This window comes from Veillonella parvula (assembly GCF_042850485.1).
GTDB lineage: Bacteria > Bacillota > Negativicutes > Veillonellales > Veillonellaceae > Veillonella > Veillonella parvula_Q.
Map to the genome: position 1 here is coordinate 1,784,697 of NZ_AP031417.1, position 21,407 is coordinate 1,806,103.

At 41.3% G+C, this 21,407-nt stretch carries 18 protein-coding genes; 6 read left to right on the top strand and 12 right to left on the bottom strand.

What is annotated here, in order from left to right; genetic code table 11:
• The first annotated feature begins 22 nt into the window (after positions 1-22).
• Positions 23-301 carry a metal-sensing transcriptional repressor gene (locus tag ACGHIY_RS08235; protein WP_004697521.1) on the top strand — a complete coding sequence of 93 codons (279 nt, stop codon included), beginning with the start codon at positions 23-25 and terminating at the stop codon, positions 299-301.
• A 92-nt stretch (positions 302-393) separates the two neighbouring features.
• Here ACGHIY_RS08235 and ACGHIY_RS08240 read toward each other — a convergent pair whose 3' ends face one another.
• Both ACGHIY_RS08240 and ptsP read right to left on the bottom strand, forming a co-directional pair.
• Positions 394-654 carry an HPr family phosphocarrier protein gene (locus ACGHIY_RS08240; RefSeq protein WP_205112708.1) on the bottom strand — a complete coding sequence of 87 codons (261 nt, stop codon included), beginning with the start codon at positions 652-654 and terminating at the stop codon, positions 394-396.
• 147 nt (positions 655-801) lie between these two features.
• A complete protein-coding gene (gene ptsP / locus ACGHIY_RS08245) occupies positions 802-2,529 on the bottom strand; it encodes a phosphoenolpyruvate--protein phosphotransferase (protein ID WP_390525468.1) in 1,728 nt (575 codons plus the stop codon).
• A 318-nt stretch (positions 2,530-2,847) separates the two neighbouring features.
• Here ptsP and dapF point away from each other — a divergent pair, with 318 nt between their 5' ends.
• The 5 genes from dapF to ACGHIY_RS08270 all read left to right on the top strand — a co-directional run bounded on the left by dapF (position 2,848) and on the right by ACGHIY_RS08270 (position 12,350).
• Positions 2,848-3,681 carry a diaminopimelate epimerase gene (gene dapF, locus ACGHIY_RS08250; protein WP_390525469.1) on the top strand — a complete coding sequence of 278 codons (834 nt, stop codon included), beginning with the start codon at positions 2,848-2,850 and terminating at the stop codon, positions 3,679-3,681.
• 61 nt (positions 3,682-3,742) lie between these two features.
• Entirely contained in the window at positions 3,743-5,080 is a 1,338-nt protein-coding gene (locus tag ACGHIY_RS08255) for a Na+/H+ antiporter NhaC family protein (protein WP_390525470.1), read from the top strand.
• 28 nt (positions 5,081-5,108) lie between these two features.
• Positions 5,109-6,023, top strand: a complete 915-nt coding sequence (pfkB, locus tag ACGHIY_RS08260) for a 1-phosphofructokinase (protein ID WP_287501267.1) — start codon at positions 5,109-5,111, stop codon at positions 6,021-6,023.
• A gap of 33 nt (positions 6,024-6,056) precedes the next feature.
• The gene (locus tag ACGHIY_RS08265; protein ID WP_390525471.1) at positions 6,057-8,051 is read left to right on the top strand and encodes a fructose-specific PTS transporter subunit EIIC; all 1,995 of its coding nucleotides are present in this window, start codon (positions 6,057-6,059) and stop codon (positions 8,049-8,051) included.
• Positions 8,052-8,498: 447 nt separating this feature from the next.
• Positions 8,499-12,350 (top strand): subtype B tannase, encoded by a 3,852-nt coding sequence (locus tag ACGHIY_RS08270; protein ID WP_390525472.1) that lies wholly within the window; start codon positions 8,499-8,501, stop codon positions 12,348-12,350.
• Positions 12,351-12,624: 274 nt separating this feature from the next.
• Here ACGHIY_RS08270 and cysK read toward each other — a convergent pair whose 3' ends face one another.
• From cysK to ACGHIY_RS08320, 10 genes are all read right to left on the bottom strand, one after another.
• Complete coding sequence (cysK, locus tag ACGHIY_RS08275; protein ID WP_004698220.1) at positions 12,625-13,560, bottom strand: cysteine synthase A; 936 nt, start codon at positions 13,558-13,560, stop codon at positions 12,625-12,627.
• Positions 13,561-13,575: 15 nt separating this feature from the next.
• Positions 13,576-14,025, bottom strand: a complete 450-nt coding sequence (locus ACGHIY_RS08280) for an Rrf2 family transcriptional regulator (protein ID WP_004698292.1) — start codon at positions 14,023-14,025, stop codon at positions 13,576-13,578.
• Between the two features lie 377 nt (positions 14,026-14,402).
• Entirely contained in the window at positions 14,403-14,966 is a 564-nt protein-coding gene (gene ahpC, locus ACGHIY_RS08285; RefSeq protein ID WP_004698190.1) for an alkyl hydroperoxide reductase subunit C, read from the bottom strand.
• A 188-nt stretch (positions 14,967-15,154) separates the two neighbouring features.
• Positions 15,155-15,370, bottom strand: a complete 216-nt coding sequence (locus ACGHIY_RS08290) for a hypothetical protein (protein ID WP_004698120.1) — start codon at positions 15,368-15,370, stop codon at positions 15,155-15,157.
• Positions 15,371-15,379: 9 nt separating this feature from the next.
• Positions 15,380-16,990, bottom strand: a complete 1,611-nt coding sequence (locus ACGHIY_RS08295; RefSeq protein ID WP_004695015.1) for a CTP synthase — start codon at positions 16,988-16,990, stop codon at positions 15,380-15,382.
• A gap of 15 nt (positions 16,991-17,005) precedes the next feature.
• On the bottom strand, positions 17,006-18,739 hold the full coding sequence (gene argS, locus ACGHIY_RS08300; protein ID WP_004698104.1) for an arginine--tRNA ligase: 1,734 nt from the start codon (positions 18,737-18,739) through the stop codon (positions 17,006-17,008).
• Positions 18,705-19,163: a DUF1934 domain-containing protein gene (locus ACGHIY_RS08305; protein WP_004695011.1), complete on the bottom strand. Its 459-nt coding sequence runs from the start codon at positions 19,161-19,163 to the stop codon at positions 18,705-18,707. The genes argS and ACGHIY_RS08305 overlap by 35 nt, the downstream gene beginning before the upstream one ends.
• 51 nt (positions 19,164-19,214) lie before the next feature.
• Positions 19,215-19,466, bottom strand: coding sequence for a GIY-YIG nuclease family protein (locus ACGHIY_RS08310; RefSeq protein ID WP_390525774.1), 252 nt, complete (start codon positions 19,464-19,466; stop codon positions 19,215-19,217).
• 124 nt (positions 19,467-19,590) lie between these two features.
• Positions 19,591-20,232 (bottom strand): peptidylprolyl isomerase, encoded by a 642-nt coding sequence (locus tag ACGHIY_RS08315; protein ID WP_004695007.1) that lies wholly within the window; start codon positions 20,230-20,232, stop codon positions 19,591-19,593.
• A gap of 226 nt (positions 20,233-20,458) precedes the next feature.
• Positions 20,459-21,367 carry a DUF3829 domain-containing protein gene (locus ACGHIY_RS08320; protein WP_278606451.1) on the bottom strand — a complete coding sequence of 303 codons (909 nt, stop codon included), beginning with the start codon at positions 21,365-21,367 and terminating at the stop codon, positions 20,459-20,461.
• Positions 21,368-21,407: the final 40 nt, after the last annotated feature.

Genomic DNA, 21,407 nt, shown 5'->3' on the forward strand with positions numbered 1-21,407 from the left:
AACATGCCTATGGAGGAGTAAAATGAAACAGTGTATGGATTCAGAAAATCTGCATCGTCGATTGCGTAAAATCTTAGGTCAAGTGCAAGCTATTGATCGAATGATTGAAGAAGACATTCCCTGCGAAGATGTGTTGAGCCAAATTAATGCAGCTAAGTCTGCACTACATAAAGTAGGACAAGTAATTCTTGAAGGACATATCAACCACTGCGTACGAGATGGTATCGAACATGGTGACGTAGAAAAAACCATTAGCGACTTTACAAAAGCTGTAGAACGCTTTGCAAATATGGGTAAATAAAAAAGGACTCTACAAATGAATTGCACCCAAAAATTAGACATAATTTTGGGAGATGCAGTTCAAAATGTAGGGTCCTTTTTATTACCCCAATATTAATCGTGGTTAGTTGTTAAGAATTCGCTCAATGCAGCGAGTGCATCATCTTCGTCAGCTCCGTCAGCAGTCAATGTAACGGATGTACCTTTTGTAGCCCCCAAAGTCAATACAGTTAAGATAGACTTAGCATCCGCTGTTTTGCCATTGGCAGCAATAGTCACTTTGGAAGTGAACTTAGCAGCCAATTGTGTGAAGGCTGTAGCAGGACGAGCATGTAAACCAGATTCGTTAGTAATTTCTACTGTTAATTCTTTCATGATAACCTCTTTCTATCTCGATAGGTGGTGCCTATCTCATACGTTCTAATAGATATATTGTATCAATATCAAGTATTTCAATTCAAGTATATTACATCTTATTTGCTATATAATGATTCTATTTAAGGCAATTAAGGCAAAACTGGATTATAGTAAACCTTTTTCAGCTAATACAGATTTAGCGTATTCTGTAATTTCTTCTGCTGTATCCATAGTAAGTGCTTTATTTGCCACCTCTTCACATTCTGCTTTGGAAACAGAACGCAAGATATTTTTAATAAGAGGAATCGAAGAAGCAGTCATGGAGAATTCGTCGAGGCCAAGACCTAATAGAATCATGGTCGCCACAGGATCACTAGCAAGCTCACCACACATACCTGTAAATTTACCTTGCTCATGACTAGCGTCAATGACGTGCTTAATAAGACGTAACACGCCTGGATGCAATGGTTGATACAAGCTACCGATTGCTTCGTTCATACGGTCAACTGCCAATGTGTATTGGCAAAGATCATTCGTACCGATACTAAAGAAGTCTACATATTTAGCAAGGATTGGAGATATAACAGCTGCCGCCGGTACTTCGATCATGATGCCAACCTTGATATCCTTGTTAAAATCCTTTCCTTCAGCCGCCAGCTCCGTCTTACATTCACTAAGCATATCATTCGCTTGTTTCACTTCCTCAACGGAAGCAATCATAGGATACATAATGTGAATGTCACCAAACGCACTAGCTCGTAACAAGGCACGCAATTGTACCTTAAAGATATCTGGACGATTTAAAGAAATGCGAATGGCACGATAACCGAGGAATGGGTTCATTTCACTTGGCAAATCAAGGCATTTTAATTCCTTGTCGCCACCGATATCCATGGTACGGATGATAACCGGTTGCCCCTTCATCTCTTGGGCTACCTTTTTATATTCTTCAAATTGTACATCTTCTGTAGGCAGTTCGTCGTTTTCCATGTAAAGGAATTCTGTGCGGTACAAACCAATACCTTGTGCCCCCATAGTGAGCGCATATTTAGCATCCTTTGCCTTGCCGATGTTACCGAATAATTCTACATGGTGACCATCAGTGGTGGTAGCTTCAAGATTAGCAGATTCGCGCAACCGTTTTAATTCCTCTTGGAACGCCAACGCTTGATTTGTATACTCCGTCCAATCCGCATCAGATGGATTGATTTCTACGATACCATCGGTACCAAGAACGACTGCTTTGTCGCCATCAGCGAAACTTTCAATATCGCCGACTCCCATAACAGCGGGGATTTCGAGTGTACGAGCCATGATAGCCGCATGAGATGTAGGACCACCCGCCGCAGTGACGATGCCTTTTACCACATTTTTATCGAGAGAAGCCGTATCAGATGGTGCCAAATCATGAGCCACCAAGATAACTTCGCCAGAAATATGTGATAAACCGCGAGGATTCATACCTAATATATTGCGCATCAAACGATCGCCGATATCCTTAATATCTGCACCTCGTTCACGCATGTAGGCATCTTCCATACCAAGGAAGATATTGGCAAAGCTTTCAATTGTTTGAGACGTGGCCGCTACCACGTTCATATGGCTAGACTCAACAAGGGATTTAATTCCGTCAGACAAGGATGGGTCTTGAGCGATTTGCATGTGCGCTTCAAAAATAGCCGCCTCTTCTGGTCCCATTTCATCCAACGCTTTTTTACGAATAGTATCCAATTGTTTTAAGGTAGATGCCATAGCAGTTGCAAACTTACTAATTTCTTCTTCTACCTTGTCTTCCGCTACAGTGTAATCAGGAATGACAATTTCCTCTTGAATATATCTATATACATTGCCTACTGCAACGCCACGAGATCCAGAAATCCCTTGAATTCGCATATGTGTTCCTCTTTCTATTACGATTAGCTACATTACTTTTTATTTTATCATTTCTCGGTTAAACAATAAAGTAATCCAAATCCCTATATTCCCTTAAATAACCGTTCCACATGGGGCATTTTTTATTTTATTATAACTCTTAATAAACGCTGTAAGCTTTCCTTATTTTCCCTTTATTTTGCTATAAATTTATACGATTCCATGCCATGCTTAAGGCCTATTTATGATATAATATTATAATATAGAATATATAATAATATACATATGAGACTTTCACGGGCTTCATGGTGAAAGTCTTACTTATTGATAGGAGACTTTATGAAATTAACAAAAATGCATGGTCTCGGTAATGATTTCATCCTATTTGCCGACACACAAGGGACTTCTAAAGACTACACAGACCTCGCCATCCGCCTTTGCGATCGTCGTACGGGTATTGGTGCCGATGGTCTTGCCATCCTAGTACCTTCCGAAACTTGTGATGTGCGCATGCGTATCATCAACTCCGATGGTAGTGAAGCAGAAATGTGCGGTAATGCGATTCGGTGCTTTGCCAAATACGCTTATGAACACGGTGAAACTACGAAAGAGACTTTCACCATCGAAACCTTGGCAGGCGTAATGAAGCCTACCTTGACTATCGAAAACGGAATAGTCACACAAGTTACTGTAGACATGGGCAAACCATTCTTCAATGCCCAAGACATTCCTATGAATGTAAACATGGATAAGGTTATCGACGTAGACCTAGATGTAAACGGTGAGACCGTAACGGTAAGCTCCGTATTGCTCGGCGTACCTCATACGGAGGTATTCATCGATGACATTACAAAGGCTCCTGTTACAACACAAGGCCCAATCCTTGAAAAGCACGATGCCTTCTCTGCTAACACAAATGTAAACTACATTGAAGTGGTAAACGACAAACACATCAAGGTGCGCACTTGGGAGCGCGGCGCTGGTGCTACCTTAGCTTGTGGAACAGGCTCTTGTGCCTCTGCCGTTATGTCCTTTGAAAAGGGATTAACAGACCGCGAAGTAGATGTGGAACTCTATTTAGGTACATTGCATATTTCATACTTGGAGGATGGCACGGTGCTCATGACAGGCCCTGCTGAGGAAGTCTTCGAAACAGAACTTCCTATCGACTAAGATGAAGTGGTTACAACTTATATTAAATGCGTTCCTAAGATACCAACAAGGTCGCTCACTCATGCCACGGAATATAGAGCCCCTCTTAGGACTACTTACATCCATTCTCGTCATCCTCATTGCTGTAGCCAATAGCATCGCCATTGGTTACGCCTTGATTGTCGTATGGTGCATCATGGCCTTTGTATTTTATCGCAAAGGATATCAACCAAAGGAACTATTAAACCTATCGTGGACAGGTGCTAAAACGTCCATCGTGGTGATGCAAATCTTCCTTCTTATCGGTTGGCTCATCGCCATGTGGCAAGCAGCAGGCGTTATCCCTATGATCATCGCCACAGGTATCGATTTGATTGATCCGTCTATCTTTATCGTCTGTGCCTTTTTAATAACAGCTATAGTGAGTATGTTGTTAGGTACTGCACTAGGCACTGTAGGAACGATAGGCATCGTACTCATCACCATGGCAAGAGCTGGTAATATTCCAGAAAATATTGTGGCCGGTGCTATTATTGCAGGTGCTTACTTTGGTGATCGAAACGGACCACTATCATCTAGTGCGTCTCTCGTAGCAACCTTAACCCATACAAAGGTATCGACGAATATTCCCATTATGTTTAAAGATGGTATTCCAGCACTCATCATCTCTACAGTGTTGTATCTATTACTATCTCAGTGGTACCCACTCAATTACGAAAATAGTTTACTATCCGATACAATTCACTTTATTTTCAACATCGATTGGACATTATGGATTCCAGTCATCATCGTCATTGGTCTATTGCCTTTGAAAGTATCTATCCGTTGGCCTATCGGACTAAGTGCATTAGCGGCGGCCATTCTAGCCTATACCAATCAGGATGCGAGCCTCTCAGAGTTGGGATGGTATACTTTAACAGGCTTTGAACTACCGCACTATAATCCACTAGCTAATATCATTCATGGCGGCGGTCTACAAACGATGTTTATCCCTACCCTATCAATTTTTATGGCTACTGCTATTTCAGGCATGCTCGAAGGGGTTGGCTTCTGGAACGATATACGACAACTATTAGAGCGAGCTAAAACACGGAGCGATGTATTTGCTGCCAATGTAGGTCTTGCCTTCTTAACAGGTGCGGTTGGATGCAGCCAAGCTATTGCGGTAGTTATGACGCACTCTATTATGCGCATTACCTACGCACAGCGAGGTATTCAAGACGAAGATGTAATGCTAGACTTTGAAAATAGCGGTATTCTCATCGCTCCATTGCAACCGTGGAATATCGCTGCCTACGTGCCTGTTGTCATGATGGGTACAAGTTCAGCAGGTTATGTACCATTTGCCTTCTTCCTATATCTAGTACCACTCATCTATTGGTTACGATTACGGAAGCAAGATCAACCGATCATACGCTAATTAGTATTATCTCAAAAGGGGAAATTGTATGATTTACACTATTACCTTTAATCCAGCTCTCGATTATATCGTGCGCCTTGATCACCTCAAGACGGGTACTATTAATCGCACCATCCAAGAATACGTTCTCGGTGGCGGCAAAGGTATCAACGTATCTATCGTGCTCAACAATCTTGGCATGGATACGACAGCACTCGGCTTCATCGCAGGGTTTACTGGCGAAGAAATCGTAACACAACTCAAGAAATTCGGCGTGAAAGAAGATTTCATCCGGCTTCGCGAAGGATTAACCCGCATCAATGTTAAGGTAAAAGCCTCTAATGAGGAAACAGAGATTAATGGCCGCGGCCCAATCATCAGTACCGACGAATTAGAAGCTCTATACAAACAGCTTGATGCGTTGACCGAAAAGGACACCTTAATCCTTGCTGGCAGCATTCCTTCTAGCCTACCAAGCGATATGTACGAACTCATTATGGAGCGCTTACAACATAAAAGTATCCGCATCATAGTAGATGCTACAAAAGATCTACTCACAAAAGTCTTGCCTTATAAACCATTTTTAATTAAGCCAAATAATCACGAGCTTAGCGAAATCTTTGGTCGCACTCTCGCTACAAAGGATGACCTTGTAGAAGCTGCCAAAGCATTGCAAGAGAAAGGTGCACAACATGTGCTTATCTCTATGGCTGGTGATGGAGCTATCTTGGTCGCTACTGACGGCACTGTATATACAAGTCCTGCCCCTAAAGGAACTCTCGTGAATTCCGTGGGTGCTGGCGACTCCATGGTAGCCGGCTTTATTACGGGCTATGAAAAGACGGGTGACTTACAAGAGGCGCTCTATTGGGGTATCTCCAGTGGCTCTGCCTCCGCTTACTCTGAAAACCTCGCAACCCTTGAAGAAGTAGAAACACTGCTTTCACAAGTACGAGTTAAATAGTTTTATATTTTATGTGCATCAAGGAGTACACATATGCAAATCACTGATTTATTAAAACCTCAATCTATCCTGTTGAATGCAGATCCTGTCACAAAGGCTGACGCCATTTACACCTTAGGTGAATTGATGGACAAAGGCGGCCACTTGACAGACAAAGCAGAATATTTAAAAGCAGTGTTCGCTCGTGAAGAGTCTGGTTCTACAGGCCTTGGTGACGGTATTGCCACACCACACGCTAAATCTGCAGGCGTAAAAGAAGCAGGCCTAGCCGCTATGGTCGTGCCTAACGGTGTAGATTTTGAAGCGCTTGATGGTCAACCCTCCCGCCTATTCTTCATGATTGCGGCTCCAGAGGGCGCCACTGACACTCATGTAGAGGTATTGAGCAAACTAGCAACTATGGTGATTGACCCAGACTTCAAAGAAGCCCTAATTCAAGCGGCTACTGTTGATCGATTCTTAGATCTCATTACAGCTAAAGAAGAAGGAAACTTTGATCCATCTGTAGAAGGATTTATCAAACGTGCAGAAGATCAAAAAGCAACTGGTATTACTGATGCTATCGAAGCGAAGGCTACAGAAGTAATTGAAAAGGTTGCACCTAAGATTTCTGTAGATAACCCGCATTATGATGTACTTGCTGTTACTGGTTGCCCTACAGGCATTGCACATACCTATATGGCGGCTGAATCTTTAGAACGCAAAGCTAAAGAAATGGGTGTTTCTTTAAAAGTAGAAAAGAATGGTGCATCTGGTGTTAAAGACGCTCTTACAGCAGAAGAAATCGAGCACGCTAAATGCATTATCGTAGCTTCTGACCGTCAAGTAGAGATGGCACGCTTTGATGGCAAACCTATGATTCAAACTAAGGTTGCGAACGGCATCAATAAAGCGGAAGAGTTATTGCGTGAAGCTATGGCTGGTACAGCACCTGTATACCATGCTTCCCCATCTGACAAAAATGGTGCAGTGGCTGCATTCGATGCGGCAGATAACTTTGGTCGTCAAATCTACAAACATTTGATGAATGGTGTCTCCCACATGTTGCCATTCGTTATCGGTGGCGGTATCTTAATTGCCCTTGCCTTTTTATTCGATGTATTCGACCCAGCAAATCCTAAAAACTTTGGTTCCGGTACACCTCTTGCAGCTTTCTTAATGCAAATCGGTGGCGCTTCCTTTGGCTTCATGTTACCCGTATTAGCGGGTTACATCGCTATGAGTATTGCGGACCGTCCAGGTCTTGTAGCTGGTTTTGTTGGAGGCTTATTAGCTAACCAAGGTGGCTCTGGTTTCCTAGGTGCATTGATTGCCGGTTTCGCAGCAGGTTATTTGGTATTATTAGTTAAGAAATTAGTATCTGGTTTACCTCAAGCCTTAGAAGGTACAAAACCGGTTCTCTTCTACCCTGTGCTTGGCGTATTATTCATTGGTATCGCCATTACCTTTATCATCAATCCTCCTGTATCCGCACTTAACCACTGGTTGATGGACTCCTTGCAATCCATGGGCACAACGAGCCGCGTATTGTTAGGTCTTATCTTTGGTGCTATGATGTCCGTTGACATGGGCGGCCCTGTAAACAAAGCAGCTTATGTTATCGGTACTGGTGCTCTTGCAACTGGCGAATACGGTATTATGGCGGCTGTCATGGCAGGCGGTATGGTTCCTCCATTGGCAATCGCTCTTTGTACTACATTCTTCCCTAGCCGCTTCACAGAGGCTGAACGTAAATCTGGTATCACAAACTACATCATGGGCCTTTCCTTCATCACAGAAGGTGCCATCCCATTTGCAGCAGCCGATCCAGTTCGCGTATTACCAGCTTGTATTATCGGTGCTGGTACAGCCGGTGCGTTATCCATGTTCTTCGAATGCACACTACGCGCTCCACACGGCGGCATTTTTGTAGTACCAACAATTGGTAATCCACTACTATACCTTGCGTCCATCGCAATCGGTTCCGTTGTGGCTTGCTTTATCTTAGCACTTGTAAAGCCAAGCTTAAAAAATAGTATCACAAAATAAATCATTAAAATTAACCATCAATTATAGCTTATATATGATTGATTGATGGCTGATAATTGTTGATTGTTTATGATGAGTTTCGACGATTAGCAGTTAGTAACTAATAGTTAACATTTAGCGACTAATTGATTAATGACTCTTATCGATGGTGAAAGCTGGTGTCACACCAGTAGATATAGTAAAAGGACTAGAATATACGTATTCTGAACTGACCTAAAATTGGACACAATTTTGGAACAACAATTCAGAAGTATACGTGATCTAGTCCTTTTCTGATATTCAAAAATAATTAATATTATTTTATATTTTATAATCTAGACTACTTTCAAAAGTGGAAGCAAGTCCTCAAAATTGTACAATCACATCGATTTATGTTAAACTATATAAATATTAATTAACTTTAAAATTATAAATTATTATTAGAAATCTAGTTCGGAGAACTAATTCATGAAATCATCCAAAAATTGTAAGGTTACTGCTGCATTTCTTGCCGCAGCTGCGCTGGGTGGTGTTGCCCATGCAGAGCCTACACTTAACATGAATGATTTAGTAGGTACGAGTACCAGTGCTGAATCAACGACACAAAGTACTACAAGTGTAGCAACTCCAGTCGTGAAACCAATGGCAACTCAGCCAGTCTTACCAACTACACCACAACCAGCCACCATTGTACAACAACAAGCACCACCGATGGCACAACCTCAACCATCCTACGTGATGCAACCAGCAACGGTTAGCCCTATACAAACTCAACAAGTTACACCATTACAAGCAGTACCGCAACAAGTAGTACCAATGCAATCTCAACAACAGGTTCAAACTCAACCTCAGTATGTTGTCAATAAAGATACAAAGGCTGTCATGGAACCTACATTAGCAATGCACAGCTTGATAAATGTACAGCGAAAAACTGAACCTGTTACTGTAGAGAAACCAGTAGATGGTAAGCAACAAGTACAAACTACACAAGTACAGCGTACGCCTGTTGTTATTCAACAAGAATCCATAGCGCCATTAACTGTATCTAATACTACAGTAACAAAAGCCGTGGTAGCCAAACAAAGACTTACAATTCGCGATATTCAACGTGCTGAGCGTGAACGTTTAGCTCAACTAGCCGCGGAAGAAGCAGCTCAACAAGAAAATGTATCACAAGTTGATCAACAACAACTCGCTCAAAAACAAGCTGAAGCTCAACGGCAAGCAGCACTACAAGCACAACAACAAGCAGAAGCACAACGGCAAGAAGCTTTGCGGGCGGAACAAGAACGTGTGGTAGCTCAGCAAACCGAGGCACAACGACAAGCGGCTTTACGTGCTGAACAGGAACGTATTGCGGCTCAACAAGCTGAGCAAGCTCGTATTGCAGAAGAACGCCGTCAAGCGGCTGAGCTAGAACGCATCCGTATCCAAGAGGAACAACGCCGTATTGCTGAGCAACAAGCAAATCAAGAACGTTTAGCGGCTCAACAAGCCGAGGCGCAACGCCAAGCTGCTATTAGAGCTGAGCAAGAACGTATCGCCGCTCAACAAGCCGAGGCGCAACGTCAAGCGGCTATTAGAGCAGAGCAAGAACGTATCGTCGCTCAACAAGCCGAGGAGCAACGTCAAGCGGCTATTAGAGCTGAACAGGAACGTATCGCCGCTCAACAAGCTGAGGCGCAACGACAAGAAGCTTTACGCGCTGAACAAGAGCATATGGCGGCAGCTCAACAAGCTGAAGCTCAACGTCAAGCGGCTATTAGAGCTGAACAGGAACGTATCGCCGCTCAACAAGCCGAGGCGCAACGTCAAGCAGCTATTAGAGCTGAACAGGAACGTATCGCCGCTCAACAAGCCGAGGCTCAACGACAAGCTGCTATTAGAGCGGAACAAGAACGTATCGCCGCTCAACAAGCCGAGGCTCAACGCCAAGCAGCTATTAAAGCAGAACAAGAACGTATCGTTGCTCAACAAGCCGAGGCGCAACGCCAAGCAGCTATTAAAGCAGAACAAGAACGTATCGTTGCTCAACAAGCGGAAGCTCAACGCCAAGCGGCTTTAAAAGCTGAACGTGAGCGTATCCTCGCTCAACAAGCTGAAGAAGAACGCTTAGCTGCTGAAGAAGCAGCTCGCCAACGTGCCGAAGCTGCCGCTAAAGCCGAAGCCGAACGACAAGCAGCTATTAGAGCAGAACAAGAACGTATGGCAGCTCAACAGGCTGAAGCTCAACGTCAAGCGGCTATTAAAGCAGAACAAGAACGTATTGCTGCTCAACAAGCTGAGGCTCAACGGCAAGCCGCTTTAAAAGCTGAACAAGAGCGTATCGCGGCCGAGAAAGCTAAAGCAGAACGCGAAGCTGCTATTAAGGCAGAGCAAGAACGTATTGCTGCTAAACAAGCGGAACTTGCAAGACAAGCTGCGATCCAAGAAGAACAAAAACGTTTAGCTGCTGAACAACTAGCAAAAGAAGAAGCGGCAGCTGCAGCTAAAGCTCGGGCTGAAGCAGAGGCAAAAGCTTTAGCAGAAGCGGACGCTGCTGCTAAAGCGCAAGCTGAAGCTGAGGCAAAAGCTAAAGCAGAAGCAGATGCTGCTGCTAAAGCTCAGGCAGAAGCCGAGGCAAAAGCTAACGCAGAAGCAGATGCTGCAGCTAAAGCGCAGGCTGAAGCCGAGGCAAAAGCTAAAGCTGAATCTGAAGCCGAAGCAAAAGCTAAATCTGAGGCAGAGACTAAACAGGTTCAAGAAAGTAAATTACCGCAATCTTATGTAGATGCTCGTAATACAGCCTCTACAAAAGGCTCTTCTGTAACAGAAGAGAAAAATATTCTTTCCCAACCAATGGATCCACCATTGCAAGCCAATGCATCTGCAAAGATTAGCCTTGCCTTTGACGCGAAAAATTACGAATCTATGTCTACGACAGTAGATAATAAGGAAATCAAATATCGTGCCTTCGAGTACATCCCTTACGTGGCTAATCCAATCGACATAGATCAGCAATACATGAACATTTATGTACCAGAGGAATATTTCAACAACGGCACTATCAACGGTTACAACACCCAAACAGCCCCTATCTTCATGCCAAATGCGGTAGGCGGTTATATGCCAAGTCAAGCTATGACTCCAAAAATGGAAAATGGTAAACCTAACAGTGTTCTTTACGCATTATCCCGTGGTTATGTAGTAGCTTCCCCTGCTACACGTGGTCGTACCAATAAAGCTTCCGATGGCAACTTCATCGGTAAGGCCCCTGCAGTAATCGTTGACTTACAAGCGGCTACAGCCTACTTACACGCCAACGATTCCGCTATGCCAGGTAATGCAAACCGCATTATCACAAATGGTACAAGTGCAGGCGGTGGTGTATCCTTGTTACAAGGTGCAACTGGTAACAGCTCCGACTTCCAACCATATTTACAAGCATTAGGTGCAGCTACCGCGGCAACTAATGTATACGCAGTATCTGCGTATGCCCCTATCACTAACCTCGATGCAGCTGATATGGCTTACGAATGGAGTTATAACGGCATTTCGTCCTTTAATAAAGTGACTATGTCCCCAGGTGAATTACCACAAGCCAATGTAGGCGGTACTCCTGCTCAACCACAACGCACAATGCAACGTGTAAACTTGAATGCAGACGATCTAGCATACTCCAAAATGCTTAGTAAACACTTCCCTGATTACGTAAATAACTTACAATTACGTGACTCTCTAGGTCGTGTTCTAAAACTCGATAAGAATGGTAATGGTACTTTCAAAAATTATGTAAAAGAATTTATCGTTGCTGCTGCTAATAAAGCACAAGCTAAAGGTACTGATTTATCTAAGCATACATACCTTGTACGTGATAATAAAACAGGGACTATCAAAGACATTAACTGGGAAGCATATAACCACTTTGTAAGCCGTTCTAAAGCGCCAGGCGCCTTTGACTCCCGCTCCAATGATACTGGTGAAAACAGTCTATTTGGTACAAGTACTACAGATAATAATCACTTTACAATTACTGCTGCATTACACGATACAACTACTAATCAAGATGTATACGTAGAAAATGCTAAGATTGTTACTATGATGAACCCAATGAACTATCTCGGTTCTCCAGCTGCGACAAATGCACGATTCTATCGTATCCGTTACGGCACAGCTGACAGCAATACATCTGTTGCAATTCCTTTAATCGTAGGTACGCGTGCTCAAGACCTTGGGTACAGAGTAGATATGGCAACACCATTTGATGTAGATCATTCTGGTGATTACGATCTAGAAGAATTATTCAACTGGATGGATAATATTGTTAAAAACGGTAGATAATTACAATTAAATACATACCAAAATACTAAAGGAGCTACCTAGTAGCTCCTTTTTTATATACAATTATAAATTTTTTTGTGTATTCAATAATAAATATTATTGTAAAAGACCCTCTCCCACTATCAATAATCTGCACTATTATCTACTCAGTACATTACCTATTACAATAACAAATGAATTCAGAAAAAAAGGATGCTCCCTGTAAAATACAGGGAAACATCCATGTGTTTGAGCCAGTAGAAAGCAACTGTTATGCTTTCACCATGATAGGTGATTAAACTTCAGGGAATAAAGCTGTAGATAAGTAGCGTTCGCCTGTATCAGGGAGAATTACTACAATATTTTTGCCTTTATTTTCAGGGCGTTTTGCCATTTCTTGAGCCGCCCAAAGCGCAGCACCAGAGGAAATACCTACCAATACACCTTCTGTGTGACCGAAGGCTTGAGATGTAGCAAAAGCATCCTCGTTAGAAACTTGGATTACTTCATCGTAAATGTTAGTATCCAATGTATCTGGAATGAAGCCAGCACCTAAACCTTGGATTTTATGAGGGCCTGGTTTACCATTAGACAATACAGGAGAATCTGCTGGTTCTACGGCAACCACATGTACATCAGGGTTTTGTTCTTTCAAGTAGCGACCTGCACCTGTCAACGTACCGCCTGTACCAACACCAGATACGTAGATATCTACAGTACCATCAGTATCTTGCCAGATTTCAGGACCAGTTGTTCTGTAGTGAATTGCAGGATTAGCTTGATTTACGAACTGACCTGCTTCAATAGCACCGGATGTAGCCGTTACGATTTCCTTAGCTTTAGCAATAGCGCCTTTCATACCAAGAGAACCGTCAGTCAATACGAGCTGAGCACCATAACCAAGCATTAATTTACGGCGTTCAATGGACATTGTTTCAGGCATTACGATTACAACTTTATAGCCAAGCGCAGCACCTACAGCAGACAAGCCAATACCAGTATTACCAGATGTAGCTTCTACGATTGTGCCGCCTGGTTGTAATTCACCAGATTCAACTGCAGCTTGAATGATTGCTGCTGCGATACGGTCTTTTACGGAACCTCCTGGGTTAAAGTATTCCAATTTTGCGAAAATATTAGCGTTTGCACCATATTTTTTACCAAAACGTGTAGCAGCTAATAATGGTGTTTTACCAATTAATTCAACAAAAGATTTTGCAATTTTAGACATAGTGGTCACTCCTTATTAAATAGAACCATCCCAATTATCATATTTTGTATCGAGTTTTGCGTAAGTCCCATCAATTACATCTTGTAGGGTTACGTTTTCTAAATAATCATGAATATAGTTTTGTAAGCCTGCCCAGAAACCAACGGTGCGTTCGTTGATTACTGTATCAGTACTCACCCCTTCATCAAGGGTAGATATGATAGCCATCGATTCCTCAGTAGCAAGCAATATTTCAATAATTGTGTACTCCTTAGGGCTTTTAGACAATCGATATCCGCCGTATTTACCGCGGATACTATCCACTAGGTTAGCAGCGCCTAAACGAGCTACGATACCTTCTAGGTATTTTTCAGATATGCCTTGTCGTTCTGCCACAGATCGCAAGGAAACTGGTTTATCTTGCCCTTGCTCTGCCAAATCGATGAGAACCATCAATGCATAACGACCTTTTGTGGAAATCCTCATATATCTTGCCTTTCTTTGTAAACGTTAGTGTTAAACACACCCATATTAAAAAGTGCTTATATTATATTTATAAAGCTATTTATAAAACCTTTCATATTAATAGGAATTAATTTCATTATAGACCACTCACTATAAAAATGCAAGAACTTATTCCCTACTTTTATAAAGGGATATTAACAACACAAAAGGACCAGCCCGAAGACCAGTCCTTTTGCGTATAGTTTGTAGTTTGTTATATGAGGTTTACCATGATGAATTGGAGAGGGTTCATCTGGTATTGGGACTTACCGTATCGTCAGGAAAACGATGCGCGCCCGTGTTTATGTCATTTGAGGAGTTATCTAGATTACTCTAGCATTTAAGTATAAGTTTCTTAATTAGATTTTACCTACAAGATCAAGACCTGGTTTCAAAGTGTCTTTACCTGGCTTCCAACGTGCAGGGCACACTTGATCGCCATGTTTAGCTACGAATTGAGCAGCTTGTACTTTGCGAACCAATTCTTCAGCGGAACGGCCGATACCCATATCATGAATTTCTGCTGTACGCACGAAGCCTTCTGGATCTACTACGAATGTACCACGGTAAGCCATAGCAGATTCTTCTTGGAATACATCGAAGAAGTCAGCCAATTCATGTTTTTTGTCAGCTAACATGTAGTACTCGATTTTATTGATACTTGGAGAAGCATCAGACCATGCTTTGTGAACGAATTCGGAGTCACAAGATACGGAGTAAACTTCGCAACCCAATTCTTTCAACTCTGCATAAGAGTTTTGTACGTCTTCCAACTCAGTAGGGCATACGAATGTAAAGTCTGCTGGATAGAATACGAATATAGACCATTTACCCAACACGTCTGCAGTGCTAACTTTTACCAATTCAGGTTTTTTGAAAGCATCAAGTGTAAATTCAGGAAGTTGTTTACCAATAATAGACATGTTATGTCCTCCTTATTTGAGTTCCATATTTAACGAATATATTTATATTGGTGTACTTAACACCATATCTATATCTATCTTTGTCTATATAATAACAAATATCATTCAATATTGCAAGCGTTATTTTTAAATTTATCGATATATTTTCCCAACTTTTTTCGATGTAAGCAAAAAAAGAAGAAAGATGCTCATTTCTGAGCATCTTTCTTCTTTTTACGTACTACAACAGACTTACTGTTCACAGTAGCGTGATCAAAAGCTATTAAACCTGCTATATTAGCAAGCCCTCTTCGTGCTATGTGACCAGTTGTAGATTGTTCTTTTCCCGATTTACCATATACAAACTGCTCTAGTTTGAGTGCAGCTAATATAAATAAACCTATAATAGATAAAATAGATCCCATCGCTTTAATCTATTTTTTTAGTTCTAAGATTGCATCTACGAAACCACGGAATAATGGGTGTGCATTATTTGGGCGAGATTTAAGTTCTGGATGTGCTTGTGTACCAATAAAGAATGGATGATTTTTTACTTCAATACTTTCAACAAGACGGCCATCTGGAGATGTACCGGAAATTACAAGGCCTGCATCAGTCAATTGTTGACGGTATTCATTGTTGAACTCATAGCGATGACGATGACGTTCATAAATCAAATCTTCCCCATAAGCTTCGTGAGTTTTCGTACCGGCTTCCACTTTGCATGGATAGATACCTAGGCGCATTGTACCGCCTTTTTTATCTACATCAACTTGATCACTCATCAAGTCAATTACTTTGTACTTAGCATTTTCATCGAATTCGCTAGAGGTTGCTCCTTCCATGCCACATACGTTACGAGCAAATTCCATTACTGCAGATTGCATGCCAAGGCATAGGCCAAGATATGGAATATTGTTTTCACGAGCGTATTGGATTGTGCGAATTTTACCTTCTACACCACGGGAACCAAAGCCACCAGGCACGATGATACCTTCAACACCTTCAAATACCTCTTTAGGATCTACAGAAGTATCATCAAGTTCTTCAGAGTCAATCCAACGAATATTCACTTTAGTACCTGTAGCAATACCAGCATGATCTAGAGCTTCAACTACGGATAAATACGCATCATGCAACGCTACATATTTACCAACGATAGCAACTGTAATATCTTTATTAGGATTCAAGATCTTATGAACCATTTCTTTCCATGCAGTCATATCACATGGACGATCTTCAAGACCTAACTTTTTGATAACAATATCATCAAGACCTTGATCTTGCATCATCAATGGCACTTCATAGATAGAGCTACAAGTTTGATTTTCAATAACTGCTTCAGGTTCTACGTCGCAGAACAAAGCAAGTTTTTCTTTCATATCATCAGAGATATGTTTCTCACTACGACATACCAAAATATCTGGTTGAATACCAATGCTACGCAATTCTTTTACACTATGTTGTGTAGGTTTTGTTTTCAACTCGCCTGCGGCATTGATGTAAGGCACTAACGTAACGTGAATGTAAAGTACATCGTTACGGCCTACTTCTTTTTTCACCTGGCGAATAGCTTCCATAAATGGCAAGCTTTCAATATCACCTACAGTACCGCCGATTTCAGTGATAACTACATCAGCATTATCCTCTTTACCTACACGGTAAACATTTTGTTTAATTTCATTTGTAATATGTGGAATTACTTGTACAGTGCTACCTAGGTAATCACCTTTGCGTTCTTTATTGATTACAGACCAATATACTTTACCAGCTGTAATATTAGAACGTTTGCTAAGGTTAATATCGATAAAGCGTTCATAATGCCCCAAATCAAGGTCCGTTTCGGCGCCGTCATCTGTTACGAATACTTCACCATGTTGGTAAGGGCTCATCGTACCAGGATCGATATTAATGTATGGATCAAATTTTTGAATCGTTACATTGAAACCGCGGTTTTTTAGTAAGCGACCCAAAGATGCTGCTGTAATCCCCTTTCCAAGAGAAGAAACAACGCCGCCAGTTACGAAAATATACTTAGTTGCCATGATGCCTCCCACCTATTACATTTTTTCCGGAGCGGAAATACCTAAAATACCCAAGCCTTGACGAAGAACGAGGGCAATCGCTGTGATTAATCCAAGACGAGCTTGTTGCAACGCTGGATCTACGCCAATGATACGACCTTGACGGTAGAATGAATGGAACATGCTTGCCAAATCGTATAAGTACCGAGCAATACGATGAGGTGCACGATGTTCAGCAGCTTGAACGACCTCTTCCGGATATTCAGCTAATTTCTTAATTAATTCTAATTCCATTTCACTTGTAAGTGTTGTGAAATCAGTTTCACTATAATCGCCAAATGCGATGCCAGCTTCACGCACTTGGTTGTAAATGCTGTGAATACGAGCATGAGCATATTGGATATAATACACCGGGTTGTCATTACTGCGAGATTTTGCCAAGTTAATATCGAAATCAAGTTGGCTGTCTAAGGAACGCATCAAGAAGAAATAGCGAGACGCATCTACGCCAACCTCTTCAATCAATTCATCTAATGTAACGCTATCACCACTACGTTTAGACAATTTAACAAGTTGTCCGTCACGGAACAATGCTACCATTTGTAATAACAATACTGTTAATTTATCAGGGTCATAACCAAATGCCGCCATAGCCGCTTTTACACGACATACATAGCCATGATGGTCAGCGCCCCAAATATCAATCATTTCTTTAAAGCCACGATCAAATTTATTGCGATGATACGCAATATCTGCCGCCAAATATGTAGGAACCCCATTATCACGAATAACTACGCGGTCTTTATCATCACCATAATCAGTAGATTTTAACCATAAAGCACCGTTTTTTTCATAAACTTTGCCAAGGGCCTTTAATGCCTCTACGGAATGATGAATCTCATCCGTTTCATGAACTGTACGTTCAGAGAACCAATTATCAAAAGTAACGCGGAAGTTTCTTAATGTTTCCTCTAAGCGAGCTAATTTTTCTTTTAAGCCCTCTTCCTTAAACAAGGCTACACGATCTGCTTCGTTCATAGCATTTAATTTATCAAAGCCTTCGCGTTCTGCAATCGCTTTCGCTGTTTCAATAATATCTGGGCCACGATAGCCATTTTCAGGGAACACTAACGCCCCTTCTGGAATATCGAACTCAGGCATAGAACCGTCTTCATTGCGTTTAGGTGGGAATACTAATGTAGCACCTTGTAACTCTTGGAAACGGTACTCAATGGAAATAGCCATGTTGTCGATTTGATTACCTGCATCATTGATATAGTACTCGGATTGTACATTATAACCCGCTGCACGTAACAAGTTTACAAGAGCACTACCGTACGCAGCACCGCGACCATGACCAACATGCAATGGACCTGTTGGGTTTGCACTTACGTACTCTACTTGAATTGTATCGCGCGCACGCAATGGTTGAACACCATACTCAGTACCAGCATTCAAAATGGCTTTTAACGTATCGTACACCATATCAGATTTCAAAAAGAAATTAATAAAACCTGCGCCGGCAACCTCAGCACGTTCAAGCCAATCAAAATTCATATGACTAATCAAAGCTTCAGCAATGGCTCGAGGATTTTGACGAGCTACACGAGCGGATTGCATAGCGATGTTTGTAGAAAAATCACCGAATTCCTTTTGAGGTGGCACTTCGAGAACGATTTCTGGATATTCCCCAGCCGGCAAATCACCGCTGTTAATCGTATCTTGTAATGCCTGTTCAATCCCCGATTTCAGGATTTCCTTCATGTCCATGCTCTATATCCTCCCGCACGTCTATATCTAACTGATTATAAAATTGCCATTCACCTTCAACGGAAATATCATATCCTAAATGAACATGACCTACGCCATCATGAAAGTCTACTGTTAATTCATGAGTATTTACAGCCATATGTAAATCACCATATGGTGTTTCATATACGGCTTCACGTTCTTCACCACGGACGTATTGATGACGCATATTGACAGCCCCTGTTCGGAGCAACACGATAGAATCATCATGAATTTTAATGGTCGTCTTAACCCCATCCAATCCAGTCACACTAGATTCTTCATAACGCACATATTGAGCATTACCTTTTTCATGTGACGTACCTGGGGAAATCAGTTCCACTACGGTATCCTTGCCATCCATATCTCGTTGTACACTCTTTACGGACACTAGAACCCGCTTCATTTTCAACCTCCGTGGTAGTAATTAATCATCATATTATACCATAATCAAGGACTATTTTGCACCCTTAATGAGTCTCAATTTCTTACTCTTCGTCATCCGTTTAATAGCATATTCCCTGCGTTGTGCTTCTTGTTTTTGGTGAAAGCTTTCAGCATATACCAAGGTCACAGGACGACGTCCTCGCGTATATTTTGCACCGCCTGGGATATGTCCATTGTGAGCATCTATTCGACGTTTGAGATCTGTAGTCCATCCACAATACAAAGAATCATCAGAGCAACGCACTAAGTAAATATAGTGCATTTCTTTTGATTCATCGCCTTGAACACTAGCGTCGTTCAAGATTGTATCACAATCTACAATTATACCTTGTACCTCTTGTGTAGATGCGCATTCACCAGAAAGAGACTCTTGAGAAGTACTTTTCTTATTTGCCATTTTTCGCATCATCAGTAATCGGCTCCAATGTAATGGTATTGATGATTACTGGTTCTACTGGCTTATCATTGCGACCGGTTTTAACCTTGCCGATTTTTTCAACTACATCCATGCCTTGTACTACAGTACCAAAGATGGTGTGTTTATTATCTAACCAATCCGTAGGTCCCAAGGTAATAAAAAATTGAGATCCTCCTGTATTAGGACCACGGTTAGCCATGGCTAGAACGCCCATTTTATTGAAGTGTAAATCATTGGAGAATTCATCAGGAATTGTATAGCCTGGGCCACCAGCACCTGTGCCATCAGGATCTCCACCTTGAATCATAAAGCCTTCGATAACACGGTGAAATGTCACACCATTATAGAAGCCTTTTTTCACGAGATAATCAAAATTTTTGACCGTAATCGGCGCTTTAGACCCTAACAAACGAACCTTAAATTGACCATAGTTTGTATCAAAGATAGCATATTCATCAGCAATTGGTGCGTTTGTAAAATTGGGCATAGCTACAGTTTCTGCTTTCACGGTGTTACCTTGTGGTTGTTCACCACTGTTTGTACCGCATGCAGTTGTACCAAGCACTGTAATCCCCAACATTGCGCATAAAGCCAAGCGTTTCCAGTTCATATGTCCCCCAAAATACTAATATTATATTTAACTAAAATGTAGATTTAAAATTTACATAGAAAAACCGCTCAACCCATGAGCGGCTCTTTTTTAGTATATCATATTATGGCACTATTGAGATTAAAAATATAAAAAAATAATATAACAATAAATAATAACAACAAAAAACAGAGCTTCAAAGGAGCTCTGTTTTTGTAATCCTCAGATAATCACGTAGTTAATTCGATTATTTAGAGTCAAATTGATCTGGAGTTGTATTGTTATAAGACTCAATATAATTATTGAAATTCTCAATCATGTCGTTAAGGTTGTTTTCATTTGCATCGTTAAGTACTTGACGAACAGAACCAACTACAGAGTTATAAGAGTTAACAAGCACTTCTCCACGATCATTATTTATGCTCTTAAGCAATGTTTGAATTTCATTAAGTTCTTTTTCTACAGCTTGTTTGTCTGCATTTTTAGGAGCTTTTTCTACATTTTCTACAAGATTAGTCAAGCGAAGCGTAGATTCCATTGCTGCTGCATAGCCTTTTTTACCGTCTTTTTTCAATTTTTCGATTTGTTTCTTAGTTTGTTCAGTGTTAGCTTTGTTAAGAGCATCATTGAACTTCGCATAAGCAGCATCAAATTTTTCTACTTGTGCTACGTATTTAGCTGCTAGTTCTTTACCTTTAGCACCACCATCGTTCATGTAAGCTTTAGAATCATCATAAGCTTTCAAATCTTTGAATGTTGGTACTAATTCATTAAGAATATTTAATACATTATCGCGTTCTGTATCAACTTCTTTGAACGTAGAGCCTTCTTTTTTAGATTTTTCCAAAGCATCTTTTAAAGTATCATAATGAGGTTGACGACCAATAGCACCTTCTTGGAAACCACCTTTTAATTTAGCCAAACTGTCTGCATAGTTTTGACCCCAAGTTGCATTGTCACCATTGAAGTTGTTTGTTGCATCAATAAGTGTATTAAGCTTAGCAGCTGCTTTCTCATCGCTACCGCCATCAACAACGGAGGATACTACGGAGCCAATGCCACCCGCTTTATCACTGCCGCAACCAGAAACAAATAAACCTGCTGTCAATGCCGCTACACAAAGTAAAGTTGAAAATAATCTGCGTTTATTGTTCATATCTTCTCTTCTCCTTTTAACACATGAATATTAAACTAAG

Bases quoted from the DNA above. Each gene is read 5' to 3' on its own strand.
- ACGHIY_RS08235 (WP_004697521.1), top strand. From the start codon at position 23: ATGAAACAGTGTATGGATTCAGAAAATCTGCATCGTCGATTGCGTAAA.
- ACGHIY_RS08240 (WP_205112708.1), bottom strand. From the start codon at position 654: ATGAAAGAATTAACAGTAGAAATTACTAACGAATCTGGTTTACATGCT.
- ptsP (WP_390525468.1), bottom strand. From the start codon at position 2,529: ATGCGAATTCAAGGGATTTCTGGATCTCGTGGCGTTGCAGTAGGCAAT.
- dapF (WP_390525469.1), top strand. From the start codon at position 2,848: ATGAAATTAACAAAAATGCATGGTCTCGGTAATGATTTCATCCTATTT.
- ACGHIY_RS08255 (WP_390525470.1), top strand. From the start codon at position 3,743: ATGCCACGGAATATAGAGCCCCTCTTAGGACTACTTACATCCATTCTC.
- pfkB (WP_287501267.1), top strand. From the start codon at position 5,109: ATGATTTACACTATTACCTTTAATCCAGCTCTCGATTATATCGTGCGC.
- ACGHIY_RS08265 (WP_390525471.1), top strand. From the start codon at position 6,057: ATGCAAATCACTGATTTATTAAAACCTCAATCTATCCTGTTGAATGCA.
- ACGHIY_RS08270 (WP_390525472.1), top strand. From the start codon at position 8,499: ATGAAATCATCCAAAAATTGTAAGGTTACTGCTGCATTTCTTGCCGCA.
- cysK (WP_004698220.1), bottom strand. From the start codon at position 13,560: ATGTCTAAAATTGCAAAATCTTTTGTTGAATTAATTGGTAAAACACCA.
- ACGHIY_RS08280 (WP_004698292.1), bottom strand. From the start codon at position 14,025: ATGAGGATTTCCACAAAAGGTCGTTATGCATTGATGGTTCTCATCGAT.
- ahpC (WP_004698190.1), bottom strand. From the start codon at position 14,966: ATGTCTATTATTGGTAAACAACTTCCTGAATTTACACTTGATGCTTTC.
- ACGHIY_RS08290 (WP_004698120.1), bottom strand. From the start codon at position 15,370: ATGGGATCTATTTTATCTATTATAGGTTTATTTATATTAGCTGCACTC.
- ACGHIY_RS08295 (WP_004695015.1), bottom strand. From the start codon at position 16,990: ATGGCAACTAAGTATATTTTCGTAACTGGCGGCGTTGTTTCTTCTCTT.
- argS (WP_004698104.1), bottom strand. From the start codon at position 18,739: ATGGACATGAAGGAAATCCTGAAATCGGGGATTGAACAGGCATTACAA.
- ACGHIY_RS08305 (WP_004695011.1), bottom strand. From the start codon at position 19,163: ATGAAGCGGGTTCTAGTGTCCGTAAAGAGTGTACAACGAGATATGGAT.
- ACGHIY_RS08310 (WP_390525774.1), bottom strand. From the start codon at position 19,466: ATGCACTATATTTACTTAGTGCGTTGCTCTGATGATTCTTTGTATTGT.
- ACGHIY_RS08315 (WP_004695007.1), bottom strand. From the start codon at position 20,232: ATGAACTGGAAACGCTTGGCTTTATGCGCAATGTTGGGGATTACAGTG.
- ACGHIY_RS08320 (WP_278606451.1), bottom strand. From the start codon at position 21,367: ATGAACAATAAACGCAGATTATTTTCAACTTTACTTTGTGTAGCGGCA.